The organism is Vibrio sp. T3Y01, assembly GCF_013114525.1.
Classification (GTDB): Bacteria; Pseudomonadota; Gammaproteobacteria; order Enterobacterales; family Vibrionaceae; genus Vibrio; species Vibrio chagasii_B.
On the sequence record NZ_VTXJ01000015.1, the window covers coordinates 87,487 to 104,292 of the forward strand.

Below are 16,806 nucleotides of genomic sequence, written 5' to 3' on the forward strand. Positions count from 1 at the left end.
GAGATAACATGGGAAGTTTGACTCTACAACAAGCGTTAACCATCATAGATGGCACCTTTAAAGCAGGCAAAAAGATTCACACAGAGCCCCTCACTGTTGCTGTGTTAGACAGCGGTGGCAAACTGATTTCTCTGCAACGTCAAGATGGCTCCAGCATGATGCGACCTGACATCGCCATTGCTAAAGCCTGGGGTGCACTCGCACTAGGGTGTTCCTCAAGAAAACTCGCCCAAGATGCTGACAACAGGCCAGCATTTATCTCCGCCGTGAACGTACTCGCACACGGAAACATGGTACCAGTACCAGGGGGCTTACTGATTCGAGACAAAGATAAAACGGTACTCGGTGCCATTGGTGTCAGCGGCGACATATCAGACATCGATGAAAGCTGCGCCATCAACGGAATTGGCTGCGCAGAACTGTTTAGCGACGAGATGCTTCAAGCTTAATTCAGAAATAGAGATAACTTAAAAAAGAAAACCGAAGCATAAGGCTTCGGTTTTTTAATGAATCTAAAAAGAGATAAGTGAACCTACTCGTAGGCACTCAACCAAGTTTTTAAAAGTTGGTTAGTGTTTTTCTTCTGGCTAGCCGATAAAGACTTAACGAGCTTTTTCTGCATTTCGACATGCTCAGTCATCATCTCATCAATCAGAACTAAACCATCTTTGGTCAATTTCACGCTGACGCTGCGTCGATCTTCTTTACTGTGCTCACGGCTGATTAACCCTTTAGCTTCCAGTTTATCAAGACGATTAGTCATCGCACCTGATGTCAGCATCATTGACCCAATAAGCTCAGAAGGCGTTAGTCGGTATGGCTTTCCAGAGCGTCGCAAGGTCGCCAATACATCAAACTCACCCAATTTCATGTCGTATTTTTTATGAAGGTCGGCAACTTGCGTCTCCATATACTTGGCAATACGCATAATCCGGCCCATCATTGCCATAGGCTCAGTTTCTAATTCGGGCTTTTCCTTTGCCCATTGCTCTACAACGCGGTCGATAGCATCCATTTGCAATCTAGCTCCGTTATTAGTCTGATTACTTTAAACTAGTTTAACATAAAGATACTTTACAACCACTAGTTCTCAGTATACAGTTCACACAATAGTTATCTTAACGTAAAGATATTTTAGATGAACATATTATTAGCAATGATTCCCGCATTCTTTTGGGGAACAACTTATGCAGTGACGCAATTTACGCTACAGGAGTGGCCACCACTATTACTAGGTGCTTTGCGTGCATTACCTGCTGGTTTGTTATTGCTAGCGGTAAAACCGACACTGCCGAAAAAAGGCGAGTGGCAAATCATTTTCACTCTAGGCCTGATCAACATCGCGACCTTCTTTGGTTTGATCTTCGTGATGGCACTGACGCTGCCTTCAGCGATTTCGGGCGTAGGTATGATCTCTGTGCCTGTGTTCGCAATGATCTTCCATTGGGTAGTGAAAAAGCAGCGCCCACATTTGATTCAAGCTTTGTCAGGTATCGGACTGGTCACCTTGGCGTGGATTCTATTCAACCCAAGCCAAATCGCATTGAACCCTATCGGTTTAGGTGCCATGTTTGCCGCGATCATGTGTATCGTTATTGGCAGCAGCATTACCAAATCACTGGGTAATCGTATGCACTGGTGGAAGGTACTGACATGGCAGCTGATCTTGGGCGGTGCAATCTTGTCTGTCGCGTCTGGCGTTCATGCCTTCATCGACCCGCAGCCTTATGTGAATGCTGTGACTCATTTCGATACTCGCAACGCAATGGGCTTGGTTTGGGTGATTGGGCTAAACACAGCGCTGGGTTACGGCATGTATGTTTGGCTACTACAACGTATGACTGTGGTTGATTTTACCTTTGGTGGTATCGCCAACCCAGTAGCGGGCATCGTGACAGGTATGGTGTTAATGGGCGAATCCTTTACTGCGGTACAATACTCACTCATGACAGGCATGATCATCATGTCACTGCTACCACAACTGATTCTTGCAATCCGACAGTCCAAGACAGTCAAACCCGTTACTCAGTAAAAATCTAGATTACGACTCATAAGCCCGCCAAGTGCGGGCTTTGTTTTGTCTATAGAACTGTTTATTACAGCGTATTCACACCGTTCTGCGAACGTCTTCTAACCCTTGCACATTACCCCTCACTTTAAAGCTCATTTTTGAGCCTATCGCGTATCAGATATGTTTTGTCGACTCGCTTAAAGTAAGTGCATCGAAACGAAACTGAAAGGTGACATCATGATTAAGTCGAAGCTAAAAGCACTTGTATTGGCGAGCAGTATCTTTATCTCACATCAAGTACTGGCGACGGAAAACTACAATACCGATATCCCGCCGAGCATTATGACGGCAGATACAGTACAAACCAGCATCGGTGAGCTGAACTTTAAAGATGGTGCACCAACGGCTGAAACTGCACAAAAGCTGTATGACAACTTAGATACACTTCGCTCAACAGAAGTGTTCCTCAATGCAATTCCAATGGCTTCGGTTGAAGCACTGCGTGTAGGCCATGCCGAGATTGGTTCAACATCGTCAAACCAAGTGGTGGTATTCGATAACCTGATGGATTCGAATCCGCTATTTCTAACCGGTAACACCGACACGGTTTACGCTTCTGTTTTCCTAGACTTGGAGAAAGATGGCCCAACCGTCATTGAAGTACCTGAGGGTATGGGGCCAACTACGGTGAACGATGCGTTCTTCCGCTTTGTGACTGACCTAGGCATCGTAGGACCAGATAAAGGCAAAGGCGGTAAATACCTGATTTTACCTCCAGGTTATGAAGGCGAAGTGCCTGAAGGTTATTTTGTTTCACAATCCACCAGCTATACCAACTGGTTTATCGCTCGCGGATTTCTGAAAGATGGTAAAACCGATGCTGCAGTGAAGGCATATAAAGAGAAACTAAAAATCTACCCATTAGCGAAGAAAGATGACCAGCCAGAAATGGAGTTCATCTCGGGGAGTGGCAAATCGTTCAACACCATTCATGCGAACGATGAGCACTTCTACTCAGAAATTAAAACCGTGTTAGACAAAGAACCGGTGTCATTCATCGACCCTGAACTGCGTGGGCTAATGTCGAGCATTGGTATTCAAAAGAACAAACCTTTTGCACCCGATGAGCGCATGCAGAAGCTGATGAAAGACGGCGTCGCGATTGGTAACGCAACGGCAAGATCTCTGTACTTCCAGCCAAGAGACAAGAAGGCTTACATTTATGAAGATCGTTTATGGAAGACTGCATTTATTGGTGACGATTACCAATGGCTTGTTGACCAAGGTGAAGGCGGACGCAACCTAGATGCTCGTTCTTACTTCTTCTATGTTGCAACGGTGAATACCCCAGCAATGTCGCTCAAGCTGATAGAAAAAGGCTCTAAATACGCATTACTTGATCAAGCAAAAGACGGTGAATATTTTGATGGCGGTAAGCACTATAAATTGAATATCCCAGCGAATGTTCCGGCTAAGAACTTCTGGTCTATTGTAGCTTACGACACACAAACGCGTTCAGAGCTACAAACCAGTCAGCCGCTGCCAAGCAAGAACAACCAGCGTGATGATTTTATTGAAAATGAAGATGGCTCGGTTGATTTGTACTTTGGCCCAACAGCGCCAAAAGGCAAAGAAGCGAACTGGATTGAGACGGTTCCGGGCAAAGGCTGGTTCACGATTCTAAGACTCTACGGCCCTCAAGAAGCTTGGTATGACCAAACATGGAAGCCAAGTGACATTGAAGAAGTTGAGCTGTAACGCTCTGTAGTGTTCAATTAGACACCTGCAGACAGTAACTAAAACGCGCCTTAATCGGCGCGTTTTTTGTTGTTGTCATCCATAAAATCAATAGCTTTCTAAGCTCTCACTTAAGATCTGTTCAATACGCTTCACTATAGGGTGCTGATAACAAGCGCGGTGATACTGAATACCTACATCAAAAGTCACCGCTTCTCCATTGAATAAAACAGGTCGTTTGCTCAGTCCACTTGGGATTGAAGCCAAATCCATATCAAAGCCAACGTAGACATACTGGCTGACTTGAACACATTCCAATGCGGAGGATACCGATGCAACAGTCAGTTTCTGTTGCAATACCAAGCCGGTGCGTTTTTTTAGGCGTTCGTAGTAGGAGTTAGCATCCAATGACCCCATCGAAACGCGCACTGTATCAAAGCTCTCTAGTTGGTTAAGGTCAATGGCTTCGTTTTTTGCTAAAGGGTGGGTATCCGCCACATAAGCAAACAATTCCAACGAACCCACTTTACGCTCAACAATGCGGTCATTGAGTTCATTAGGATAACCCGACACACCAATCGCTAACGTGCCTGCTTTAGGGAATTCAACGCCATCTAAAGACCAATCCATCATCGATATCTTGGGCTTTGACTGCTCATTAGTCAGCCCTTGTAACAAAGGGACCGTAAACAGTGTGCTCAGCGGGTTGGCTGCGTGAAAAACATATTCGATGTTCGAATCGTTACCGATAAACGACTGCGATATTTGCTGCGCTTGCTCTAGCTTTTCCAGCGGTTCTTTTACCACTAGCATCAATTGCGTAGTGAACAAAGTCGGCGTATAAACACCTTTGGTTGCAATGAATAACTCATTAGCAAACAAGTCTCGACAATCGGAAAGATGACGATTAAACGTTGCGCGGCTGATATCCAGAATATGGCATACCTTCGCCTGAGATTGTTGCTCATAAAGCAGGTCCAAAAATCGATACAGATTTAAGTCGATTGTGTTTTTCAAATGCCCTACCTCATTTCCATACTATGTCGGTCTTTATTCAGTATGAACGTGAACCAAATAAATTTTAAACACTTAATACGATAACTTTGCTGCTGATAACGGTTTACCCAGAATGAAGCGTTAAGGAATCTTGCGAACCTTGGTCATCATCAACCCAAGGGCAGCCAACACTTGAGCCACGAAACAGCTGACAAAGAGTACCGGCAAACCAAACATTGTCACCAAGTATCCAGAAGCAGCCAGACCAAATGGCATCAAGAGTTTAAACAAAGACCCTGTAATTCCAGCAACACGACCAAGGTGCTTTTCCTCGAACGCTTCTTGACGATAGCTCCAAATACAAATGCTGCTGTAGACGCCAATCGCACTCACCCATAAGAACGACATCATCAATACGCCTTTTTCAATGACAACCATGTGCGCTGAAGTCATACCTTGCAGTAAATAGCTTTGACTCAGCAATGCAGGGAACAAGAATCCAAACGCCTCTAATACAATAGACAAAATAAGTAGCACGCCAAGCCCAATACGCTTTCGAACCTTATCCGCGGTAAAAGAACCTAATAAACCACCGACACCGGACGCCGCGATCAAGTAACCCACCTCGATATGACTAAGCGCTAATTCAGCTTTGGCAAAATAGATAGCTTGAATCCAGAAAATTGCACCCGTGGTATTGATCACCATCACGACCAAGGTGATGTGCCACATGTTTTTGTTCGCATATAAGATCAACCATCCCTCTTTAAGCGCACTCAGCACCGACTGTTGAACCACGGGGGCTGATGGCTTGAATTCCAGTTTATTGAGCTGCCAAAACGCTAGCACATACATCCCCGCAATAAGCAAAAACACGTTATGTAACGCAGACAATAAAAGCAGCCCCCCAGACAAAACCGGGCCAACAGTTTCTAACAAACTGTATAAAGAACTCATTCTCGCGGTGGCGGTATTTTGCATGTGCTGAGGTAAAACATTTTTCATCATCCCAATACGCGCATTGTGGTAACCATAGTTAAACGCCATCATCAGGAATGCGCACGGAAACAGTGCGTACAAAGGGTTCGGCAACCATCTCACTGCAATATAAGAGACGACCAATACTGCTGCTTGCCCGATCAACATGCATTGTGACCACTGCTTTTTATTAAACCTATCAACCCAAACACCGATGAACAGAGCTAATAGTAGGTTGGGTAAAAACTCGACGGCTCTCATCCAACCCATCACCTCTGAAGACTCTGTCAACTCGTAAACTAACAAGGGCAAAGCAAGGTCATAAATCTTGGTACCAAAGGCAACAAAGAACGCTGTTGAGAACAAAACAATAAAGCTTGAGCTTTTCCAAATAGAGGGGGATACCTCTGCACCTTTTATACTTTCCATTTCTCATTCCTTTTAAAAACAATCGAATAACTCTATTATCGAGATTAAAAGATGAAGAAAAATAGAAAGATTAAACAAGGATTTCACCTTTATGCATTACTGGAAGGCTCTAGCATTTTTACGTTCTCGGGTACTCGTTAACCAACCGACTTCACTCTCTTTAACTGAAGTAACGAATGCGCTAGGTTGTACCAAACGTAACGCTCAATTGGTGATCAAAAAGCTAGTCAGCGAAGGTTGGGTTGACTGGAAGTCGGGAGTTGGCAGAGGCAACCTACCCACACTCACGCTATTAAAAAGCTTGGACAGTGAGCTTGAGGTACGAATAGATGAATTGCTCTCTGAGAATAAAGTTGACCAAGCATTGGATCTGGTTGATGAATCACAACGGGATCAGTTTCTACTGGGTTATATCAGCCGCTATCAAAGCTTGCCTACTGAACTAGATATTCTGCAAATCCCTTTTTATCGAGGGACACACAGTCTGGACCCGATTGAAGTCACACGACGCACTGAAGCTCACATCACTAGCTACCTTTTTAGTAACTTACTACGTTTCAACAAGTCAACTCACTCGTTTGACGGTGATCTTGCCATTGATTGGTATCAAACAGAGCACCGTTGGCACTTCACGTTACGCAAAGGCTTAGTCTTTCATGACGGTTCACCGATTCTAGCGCAAGACGTCAAAGCACACTTTCAACGTCTGATAGGCAGCAGTCACCACAATAGTCAGCAATTTAAATGCATCTCCGCTATTACTGTTATCGATCCGCTCCACCTCTGTTTCGATATCAATGCCAACACAGGCTACCTTCCATCACTGCTATCGTGCTCCGCCGCAGGTGTTGCCAAAAAAGTAGGAGATAAAATCATTGGTAGCGGCAGCTTTAAATTAGTGGAACAGTCCGAATGGCTAACCAGACTCGAGGTTTTCAGCTCCTACCATGGGCACCGACCTTGGGTAGACGGTATCGAAATTTGGAATGTTGGTGATAAAGCCAAAGACTATGAAATGCACTGCGATATTGTTCACTCACACCCACATTACCAACACTCATCCATCTCAAACGAGCTTGCCGAGATAGAACAGTGGGAAAAGGGGTGCGAGTACGCTTTAATAAACCCACATCGACACACTTGGCTATCAAACCCACAACACCTTAAATCACTGAGTGAATTACTACGTTTGCTAGGGATCGCGAAAGACATACCTCTGGACACCGTCGGCTACGCCGAGGGGATGCTATCGACGTCCAATCAATCAACACAGCCAAAGATAGAAACGGCAAATAACCAAAGCCCATTACAAATGGCTCGACAATTCGCTGACCAGCATAGCAAGCCTAAACAACCGCTAAAGATCCTAACCTATCAGCTTTTTGACCACATAAAAATGGCTCGCCACTATTGTGATCGGTTAAATGAACTTGGTTTTATCTGCGAATATCAAGTGCTCGAGTTCCCTGAATTTTGTCAGCCAGATAACCTAAAAGATGCAGACATATTAATTAGCGGCGAAGTGTTTTCAGATAACCTCGATAGCAGTTGGATGGGGTGGCTACAAAGCTCTATCGCATTAGAAGTGTGCCTCACTGATGAGCAAAAACAGTGGCGAGATGAAAGCCTTGAACGGCTTTGGAAAATCACCGATTACCAGCAACGACAACCTGTCTTCCTAGACATAGAAGCGCAATTGATCACATTCGGAATCTATCGACCAATTTTCCACGTTAAACAGCAGCTCAATTATGCCAAAACCGTGAACCCTGTGGAGCAGTTGGCGAACGGCTGGATTGATTTCAACCAAATCACTATGCGCCGCTAAATTGGTCAATTCTTAAACTAAAATTAAACCTTACAAAGAACAATGACTTTGTAGAAGTATCAATTTATGAAAATATTTACTTTTCAGTGGTTTATTAGAGATTTAATTTCTACATTTCATTTCAATTAGAGACAAAAAGACAAACTTTTTCTCCGACGACCTCCTTATACTGTGCCACGTCATTAAGGCGCTACAAGCCTATGATTTAAAATAATTATTAATGAGTAGTCACCATGAATTCGAAGTCGCTAACTATCTTGCTTTTTGTCTCTGTTTGCTTAATTTGGGGAACCACTTGGTTCGCTATGGAAGTAGCATTGCATTCTATCCCACCTATTTTTGCTACTGCGTTGCGCTTTTTACTTGCAGCACCTCTGCTTGCGGTATTGGCGAAAGTCTTCAACCAACCACTGCTGTTCCCTAAAGGTAAGCGCCAATGGCTGCTTATTGTTGCGCTGATGTATTTCGCGATTCCGTTTACGTTGATGATCTATGGTGAGCAATACATCTCTTCTGGTCTAGCGTCGATCATCTTCGCCAACATGCCCGTCGCTGTGATGCTGATGTCGGGTTTGTTCCTTGGGCTGCGCTTAGCAAGGCATCAAATATTCGGCCTAGTTACTGCGGTTGTGAGCCTGTGTTTAATTCTAGGTAACGAAATGCAGATGGGTGGTGATGACTACTTTATTGGTACGGTTTGCCTGGGGCTTGCGGTTGCGATTCACGCGGTGATGTACGTGTTGGTTCAAAAGCACTGTAAAGGCATCGAAGTACTAACTTACAACGCGGTACCAAGTTTTATTGCTGCGATTTTCTTGTTTGCAGTGTCGGCAGCTGGTGAAAACGTGAATGTTGAATCTTTCACTTGGGATTCAATTTCAGCTGTAGTTTATCTAGGTTTTGTGGCGAGTGTTGGCGGCATTGTGGCTTACTTTAAATTAGGACAGGTTTCGACGCCGTTCCAAGCGTCTATCTGCTTCTTAATCTTCCCAGTGGTTGCGCTACTGATCTCTTGCTACATCAATGGTGAGGTTCTATCTGAACAATCTCTGCTTATGATGATCCCTCTACTTTGTGGCATCTTGCTGACCAAGGCACCTAAGGGAATCTTCAAGCTACGCTCTTCTTTGAAAACAGTAAGTAGCAACTAGGCTAAGCTAGACTAATAATCTGTATATATAACCCTAGGGCTCACAATGAGTCTCTAGGGTTTTATTTAGTTACCACTCCGACTTAAACCTCTCTCTCACTTCCAGCCGCATATAAACTCTGTTTACTCTACTTTCCGAAATTACGTGCATTAAAGCTAGCGTAACTGATTCGATTGTAGGTTGAATAATTAGAAAACTAAAGCCTTTGTAAAGTGCTAAACATCACGTTTATTGAAAAGTAATGTTGACAATTTAAATTTAGAATTAACGGGGATTAGTAATTATCCTACGGCTCAACTAATCAATAAACAGAGTTTCAGGTACTCATCAACACTTCGAGTTAATTTTCTACTTATGGAGGGTCACAATGACCAAAAAGTACATTTTTCTTATATTCACCGCCTTAAACTTATCTGCATGTGGAAGTGGTTCATCTCCATCATCAGACACTCACCAAGACAACTCTTCTCTGACCGTATCCCAATCAATTCAAGCTAAAAGCATACTTTTGGAATGGAATAAAATTGAAGGCATTAAACATTATAAGTTGATACGTTATAGACCCTCGACTCAAGGTTTAATTAGCGAAGTAGTTGACCCCTCTATCACTGGTACTTCATATAAACTAAAGATCGACCTCGTCGATTTTGATGCCGCTTCTTCTGATTATGAACTGTTAGCCTGCAAAGATAATGATTATTGTCTTGTTCAATCCCCACAATTTCAATTAAAGAATCTAGAACAAACTGTCATCCGCGTTAAAACATATCTTGACCATTCTGAGTGGAACAACGTTCGATTTGGCGAAGCTATAACTTGGCAAAATGACCATTTAATTGTCAATTCAGGTAAAGATACAACTCGCGTAGTTGATATTTATACAAAGCAGAAAAGTGGCAATTATGGTTATGATGAATACATAGCTAATAGTACGAGCTATAACACTGACGGACAAAAAACAACGAATAGTCTGGTGGGCATAGGTAACACTTTCGAAGACATGATGCTTGCAACATCTACGTGTTCGACGAAAAAAGAAGCGCTAGTTCATATTAACAAAATGCACCACGATAATAATGGGCGTCCAAAACTTTCGCTTAAAAATTACAGCGATTCAAGTGGGCAAGCTTTAGCTAGTTCAGGTGAAAATGGCGGTATCATCATCATGGGAGACCCCGAAAAAAATGATGCAGGGGAAGTCTCATTCTTCATCAATAAAGACCTCAACTTTCCAGCAGCTCCTGAATCGGGCATAAAAACTTTACGTCACCCTAATGAGTTGAAACTAAAGCGTCCAGATGACCTAGCTGTAGATGCAAGGTTCGGTGCTAGTGTCGCTATTGCACAAGACAACGTTTTAGTTGTTGGTGCTCCTATGGATTCAATGCGAAAAGGGACAGGAAGCGAAGTCCAACACGGTGGTGCTGTCTATGTATACCGTCTTAATCCCTCTCCAAACGAATACAATGATATTTGGCACTTAGAAACCATACTGAAATTACCTATTCCAACTGAGAACAGTGGTTATGGGTCTTCAGTGACTATAAATAAAGACGCAGATCTCATTCTTGTTGGAGCTCCGGGGATCGATCAAGTTTTGAGTTATAGATACGATTCACAAAAAGGGTTTTGGTCAAACGTCGATACAATAGATCCAGTAAAAGCGTTTAAGGGGCAAAAGTTTGGTACTGGTATTTCGCTTAGTGACAATGGTTATCTAGCGGTATCCGCCCCGCTTGCCCCATGGCGTGGATTTGGTTTTCATCACAGCTCTGATACCTTAGAAGTTGGTGGCGACCCAGATGGTGCTGTTTATATTTACCACCTAACTAGCTATGGTGATCGAGACTATGCATGGGAAGGGGTTTTTACGGGTGATAGTGTCAGTGGTGTAAAAGAAGAGTTCGGAAAATCAATGATGTTTAAACCCGGCACTGACGAGCTTGCTATCGGAGCACCTGGACATCCTTCTGATCCTCTTCTCGATTGGAGTGACAATTCTTGGAAAGACGCTGGAGCCGTGTACATTTTCTAAATCAGTAAAGTAACTGTACATCAGCTGAAAAGGTATGAGGAACCAAACTACAACCCTCACTTGAGAAAAGTAATTAATGGAATCAATAACGTAGATATTCACATCTAGGGTTTTATTGTGATTTATTAATTAGTTTACGTTAGCGGATTATTTTACTGTTAATAAACTCGGTGACTTTACTTATACCCGTATCCATTGTTGATGGTATCAACCACTCTATAATTAATCAGAGCCAAGGTAAGTTATTATAAAGTTATATTTAAAATACTATTAGTCACTAAAAAGTAGGAACATTGGAATGAGATCAGGTTATGAAAGTGAACTATCACTTATTTTTGGTGGTGAAGATATAAAAATGGATCGTATATTATTTCTGTTGGAAAGAATTCATCAGTATGAGAGAAGTCTATATTGGATGAAAATGAAATTTATGGTCTTCGGAATGATAATTCCCACAATACTATCAATAGCTGCACTCTTTTTCTCAGTTATTAAATAAACCATTCACGTGTATTAACTTAGTCGTAAGGTCGAGTTTTCACTCGACCTATCACACTATACTCAATTCAAAAATCGTGATTCGAACCCAACATACGAGACTTGTCCATTTAGGCCGCTATACACATTCCTTTGAACAAGAGAACTGAAGCGAAAACTGCTTATTTTGTCTCGCGTTGATAAGGTATATCACACCTTACCTTACTGTTCGTAAATCCGAGTCTTCAAGTTCATCCGTTTAAAGCATATCGTTTCTCGACCATAAACTAGCACATAAAAAAAAGCTCCAATAGCGATATTGGAGCTTTTTATTTGTCTCTACCTAGCGTTAACGCCAGCTAAACATTCGCACTTCATTACCTTCTTCAGGTGTCTTAGGAATGTTTAAAGACAACGCCAAAGAAACCGCCGCCATCGCAGCACCAATGTAGAAAACCGTTGCAGGGGAAGACAGCCAAATCACACCGAATACAACAGGAATAACAACTGCCGCAATATGGTTGATAGTGAAAGACACACCCGCAGTGGAAGCCATATCAGCAGGGTCGGCAATTTTCTGGAAGTAGGTTTTGATTGCTAGAGCGAGAGCAAAGAATAGATGATCGATCACGTACAATGCTGCCGCCCATTCTGCACTTTGTACCAAGCCGTAACCGACAAACACACCAATCAAACCCACATACTCGAAGATAAGCGCTTTACGCTCACCCACTACACCAATGAACTTACCGATACGCTTAGCAAACAAGAAGTTAAACAGGTAATTAATTAAGAACAGTAGAGTAACGTCTGCCGCCGAGTAACCGAACTTCTCTACCATCAAAAAGCCTGCAAATACCGTGAATATCTGTCTTCTGGCACCACTCATAAATGTCAGCGCGTAGTAAAGCCAGTAACGCTTTCTCAGCACCAACTTCTTATTTTGCTGGGTCTTCGTTTGAAATTCAGGGAAGCCAAAAGTCATCACCAGTACCAGAACAAAACCTATGCCGCCAGTAATGCCATATACCCAAACGAAATCGAGCTTTAACTGCTCCAACATCACCCAGATAGAGCCGTAAGTAAGCAGAGATGCTAACGCACCAACCGAGATCATTTTACCTAGCATCTCTGGCGCTTCTTCTTTACTCAGCCATTGTAGGGATAAAGATTGCTTGAGGGTTTCAAAATAATGAAAGCCCGTCGACATCAAAATGGTGGTAAACAAAAGGCCAGTAAGTGAAGGGAACAAGCCAGTAATCGCCGTCCCGATAGTGAGCATAGCCAGCGATACCAACATGAAGCGCTGCTCGCGGATGAAAGCCAGCACAAACACCACAGTAAAAGCTAAAAAGCCCGGAATTTCACGAACACTTTGTAGTAAGCCGATATCGGCACCGTCAAAGTTCGCTTTCTCTATCACGAAGTTGTTCAACAGAGCCATCCAGCTCGAAAACGCGATAGGTACAACAATCGAAATCAATAATAAAAAGTTTTGCGGCGTTTTCCAGCTCGCCTTCGATGCACTCATAGCAGCCAAATCCTAAATAGTAATCCAGTATCATACTCCGGTTTTATGCCAAGTAACAAATGGTTAACTTCTTAGGATAAAAGCAACATTACATGACTTTCATCGTTTGCATAGGGGAGCGTGAAAACAGCAATCGACACCTTGAAATGATGAAACATTATGTTACATTTACATCCTACTTGATCACAACCAAGTGACGGGAATGACAAACCTGCGTAACACTCCTCTCTACTACGCGTATCCCAATATCAAAATTTCATTCTAAGCCTACCTGCACTTGCAGCGTCTGCGCTTCTGACTTTTATAATAATAACTCATTGGATTAACTATGTTTCCCATCTCTCATGAGGGGAAGTGGTTTCGATTTTTAATGGTATTCATATTCCTTGGTGCTGCCATGGAGACGGATATCTATCTACCCACATTTCCCGATATATTGAAGGACTTCAACACTGACGCGGTTATGGTGCAGCGCATTCTGAGCTATAACTTTATCGGCATCTGTATTGGTTCCTTACTCTATGGACCACTATCGGATCATTTTGGTCGCCGAAAGATACTAATGTTTGGTTTTAGTGTCTTCCTTGCTGCAAGTATCGGCTGCATTTTTGCTTTAAGTATCGAGCAATTACTAGCATTTCGACTGCTTCAAGGCTTTGGCAGTTCGGCGTGTGTGATCGTTGGTACCGCAATGATCTTTGATCTGTTTGATGAAGAACCCGCCGCCAAACTTATTGCCGATCTCAACACGTTAGTGGTCAGCTTGATGGCTTTTGCACCTCTTATTGGCGGCTGGATAAGTCTCCATATGGGGTATAAAGCAAACTTTGTCTTTATCGCCATTTTAGTACTGCTGTCTGCGACCAAATGTTTCTTCTTCTTACCTGAATCTTTGAGCAAAGATAAACGGAAGAAGGTCGCGCCTAAGCGAATAGCAAGCGACTATAAAACCCTATTGTCTTCGTCAGCCTTTTGGTACAACACGCTAGTGACGAGCTTAATTCTTGCCGCTTATATGATTTATGTTTCCAACATGTCGTTATTGTATATAGAGCAATTAGAAGTCAGCCCTGATCAGTTCCCGTTTTTCCAAATGGCAACACTGGGCACATTCGTCTTGGTGAGTTTGAATAACGCACGCTTAATCGACAGGTTTGGTACCGATAAATTAAAAAGTACTGGGCTTGGCTTAATATTTACCACCACGCTCATCTTTTTCTTATTACCGTCTGAGCAACTCAACTCACCATTCATCCTAACAGGGACGATGTGCTTGTTTTCAATAGGTGCAGGGTTATCGATTGGATTGTTCTTTGCTAAATCGATGCAAGTTTTTCCAGATCTAACAGGAATCGCAGCATCACTGGTGACGGCTATTCGCCTATTTATCGTTTCTGCAGCGATTGATTTAGGCAGTAATGCGTACGAAGGGACATCGGAGTCAGTCATACATGTGATGACCGCCGTCGTTATCTTTTTAGCGGCTATCTCCTCGCTCAATTACTGGCGTCAAAGCCGATTGAAACAGGCTGAGAATATGTAGTAAGTATCTGAGTAAAGAAGGGAGTTAGCCTCCCTTCTTTATTGATTGAATGCCTTTAAAGGGCTTTATAAAAGGTTAACCACTCGCCTCGTTCTAAGCCGCTAACGTTCACTCCAGTGATGCCACTCGAGGTTGTTGCGTTAGAAGGAGAGAATGAAAGATTAACATTTTTGAATTTATCAGAGATGCTACTTTCCGTTCCTGTTTGAGAAAGAATGTAGCCCAAGTTAGTAGAGTTCCAGCTTGAGTTTCCGCTGTCTTCCCATTTTTTAAGGAGTTCTTTTGTTACCAGTTGGCTGCCAACTTTAAGAGCAGGACCACTAATATTTCGGAATTGATAGTAATCTACTCCTGAAGAAGTCAGCGCAATCACTTTTTCAGCCAATACATACAAAGAGTTGATTGCCGAACTGCTCAACACCTCTTTCACTACCAAGGTTCTATTCGTGTTATCAACGATATAGAGAGTGTTCGCTGTAGCAACCGCACTTATTTTGCCATCCTTCGATGTTGCTATCTTACTGATGGTGGAATCGACATCCAACTCCCCAAGTACCGTTTGCTGAATCGAGTTTGAAACCCATTCAAGCTTGTTACTGTCTAGCCCCAACAAAATTTGCTGGTTCGCTACAATATTGGCTGTTTTCAGGTTCAACTTATCAATCGTCATCTTGGTGGATAAGTTAGTTGTATTAATAACCTCAGCCGCTAAATTGGCGCTCGAAAAATAATTCTTATAAACAATCAAAGCTTCACTTTGGTCGTAAGATGGCATGATCTGAGGCGAAGAGGACTTGAGTGCGTGGCGCCAATTATTCATCGCTAACTTGTCAGCACTTAGTAATCTAACCTCTTGCTGCGAGTAAATCGAACTACCAGTATTTTTAACTGCCAATAACGAGCCGCTTTGCAGCAGTGGAATCACTTTTGTAAAGTTATCGTTGATACATGATTGACTAGAATCAGGAGTTTCAGCCGGTTTAGGTTTCGGCGTAGGAATTGGCGGCAGCGTTCCTCCGCTTCGGCTACTGTAGGTATCAATCTTAAACGCCTTTGCACCACTATTATTATTGGTACTCGTTAGACTCGATAAGAAGATGCCGTTGGCACCTTTACTATTACAAATATCACTCTCCGTCGGTGAGGCGTAAGACGTAGGCTTATAAACTTTATAGGCTTGGCTACCATTCAATGTAGGTACTAACTGAATGATTTCATTAGACTCTACCGGTATCTCTACGCCACCAGTTCCGCCTCCATGGTGGTCATCATCGTCGTCATCGTCATCGTCATCATGATCGTCATCATGATCGTCGTAATCGTCGTCATGAGAACGAATACTAATCAAGCCAGAATTAGCTTGGGACGCCAAACCATTATCAAGAGTCACTGGCTTATTACGTGAAGAGCTATCGATTTGCATCACGACATCATTCGCCGTTAGAAACACTATCTGACTACTCGCTGGATTCAGAGCGATAGATTTGGCACCAAAGAATTCTGGCACCGATTGAGAACCGCGAACAACCAGAGCATCCTCTATTTGCAAGTGCCTCGAAGCAGTTCCCGCGACATCGACGCCTGAAAGGTCCAACGTTTTATGCTCGATCATGAGGTCGAGAGCATGGGCAATATTTGTGTATGCAGCTTGCTTTCCGTCAGTTTGTGCCTTTTTCAGCGATTTTAGCAACACATTAGACTTATCTTTAGGTCCATACGTTGTGTCTAGTGAGGCAAAATTCACACCGACATGATCACCTAATTTACTTTGAAGCGATGCTTTAGCCTGTTCTATATCGTTGCTAATCGTTGGATTAAACATCATCTCGCTATGAATCAAAGTAGTGAAAGGCGTCACCAGCTCCATACCAGGAGAAGCGGTTAAAATTGCACCATCATATTGCCTCTGTTGTGCATACCCGGAAACGTCTGTAATGAGTTTTTCTTGCTCACTGCATACACCATTCAGATCTGCATCAGCACATACTAATGAACTTTGAAAAGCATGGCCTGAAGTGGTCGCTCCAACTGGATTCTCTCCATCAGAACTCCCCCCACACCCTGCGACCATTAGGGCACTAGATATAGCT

At 43.1% G+C, this 16,806-nt stretch carries 12 protein-coding genes; 7 read left to right on the forward strand and 5 right to left on the reverse strand.

All coding sequences use genetic code 11. The features are described 5' to 3' along the window. The first annotated feature begins 8 nt into the window (after positions 1-8). Positions 9-449 carry a heme-binding protein gene (locus tag F0232_RS16495; RefSeq protein WP_017631066.1) on the forward strand — a complete coding sequence of 147 codons (441 nt, stop codon included), beginning with the start codon at positions 9-11 and terminating at the stop codon, positions 447-449. Between the two features lie 83 nt (positions 450-532). Here the strand turns inward: F0232_RS16495 and F0232_RS16500 are convergent, their stop codons facing one another. Further along, positions 533-1,015 (reverse strand): MarR family winged helix-turn-helix transcriptional regulator, encoded by a 483-nt coding sequence (locus F0232_RS16500; protein WP_004737459.1) that lies wholly within the window; start codon positions 1,013-1,015, stop codon positions 533-535. Positions 1,016-1,138: 123 nt separating this feature from the next. Between F0232_RS16500 and F0232_RS16505 the strand changes: the two genes are divergently transcribed. Next, on the forward strand, positions 1,139-2,032 hold the full coding sequence (locus F0232_RS16505) for a DMT family transporter (protein ID WP_004737458.1): 894 nt from the start codon (positions 1,139-1,141) through the stop codon (positions 2,030-2,032). A gap of 216 nt (positions 2,033-2,248) precedes the next feature. Then, on the forward strand, positions 2,249-3,769 hold the full coding sequence (locus tag F0232_RS16510; RefSeq protein ID WP_105058757.1) for a DUF1254 domain-containing protein: 1,521 nt from the start codon (positions 2,249-2,251) through the stop codon (positions 3,767-3,769). Positions 3,770-3,856: 87 nt separating this feature from the next. On the opposite strand, the gene F0232_RS16515 is transcribed toward F0232_RS16510, so the two are convergent. Continuing rightward, the gene (locus tag F0232_RS16515; protein WP_105058756.1) at positions 3,857-4,765 is read right to left on the reverse strand and encodes a LysR family transcriptional regulator; all 909 of its coding nucleotides are present in this window, start codon (positions 4,763-4,765) and stop codon (positions 3,857-3,859) included. A gap of 120 nt (positions 4,766-4,885) precedes the next feature. Further along, the gene (locus F0232_RS16520; RefSeq protein ID WP_171750877.1) at positions 4,886-6,151 is read right to left on the reverse strand and encodes an MFS transporter; all 1,266 of its coding nucleotides are present in this window, start codon (positions 6,149-6,151) and stop codon (positions 4,886-4,888) included. Positions 6,152-6,242: 91 nt separating this feature from the next. Between F0232_RS16520 and F0232_RS16525 the strand changes: the two genes are divergently transcribed. From F0232_RS16525 to F0232_RS16535, 3 genes are all read left to right on the forward strand, one after another. Continuing rightward, positions 6,243-7,979: an SgrR family transcriptional regulator gene (locus F0232_RS16525; RefSeq protein ID WP_105058754.1), complete on the forward strand. Its 1,737-nt coding sequence runs from the start codon at positions 6,243-6,245 to the stop codon at positions 7,977-7,979. A 233-nt stretch (positions 7,980-8,212) separates the two neighbouring features. Next, positions 8,213-9,130: a DMT family transporter gene (locus tag F0232_RS16530; protein ID WP_105058753.1), complete on the forward strand. Its 918-nt coding sequence runs from the start codon at positions 8,213-8,215 to the stop codon at positions 9,128-9,130. Between the two features lie 367 nt (positions 9,131-9,497). Then, positions 9,498-11,165 carry a hypothetical protein gene (locus F0232_RS16535; protein WP_059018083.1) on the forward strand — a complete coding sequence of 556 codons (1,668 nt, stop codon included), beginning with the start codon at positions 9,498-9,500 and terminating at the stop codon, positions 11,163-11,165. 826 nt (positions 11,166-11,991) lie between these two features. Here F0232_RS16535 and F0232_RS16540 read toward each other — a convergent pair. Continuing rightward, positions 11,992-13,173 carry an MFS transporter gene (locus F0232_RS16540; protein ID WP_105058752.1) on the reverse strand — a complete coding sequence of 394 codons (1,182 nt, stop codon included), beginning with the start codon at positions 13,171-13,173 and terminating at the stop codon, positions 11,992-11,994. A 328-nt stretch (positions 13,174-13,501) separates the two neighbouring features. Between F0232_RS16540 and F0232_RS16545 the strand changes: the two genes are divergently transcribed. Further along, entirely contained in the window at positions 13,502-14,716 is a 1,215-nt protein-coding gene (locus F0232_RS16545; RefSeq protein WP_105058751.1) for a multidrug effflux MFS transporter, read from the forward strand. 55 nt (positions 14,717-14,771) lie between these two features. Here the strand turns inward: F0232_RS16545 and F0232_RS16550 are convergent, their stop codons facing one another. After that, on the reverse strand, positions 14,772-16,787 hold the full coding sequence (locus tag F0232_RS16550; RefSeq protein ID WP_171750878.1) for a hypothetical protein: 2,016 nt from the start codon (positions 16,785-16,787) through the stop codon (positions 14,772-14,774). Positions 16,788-16,806: the final 19 nt, after the last annotated feature.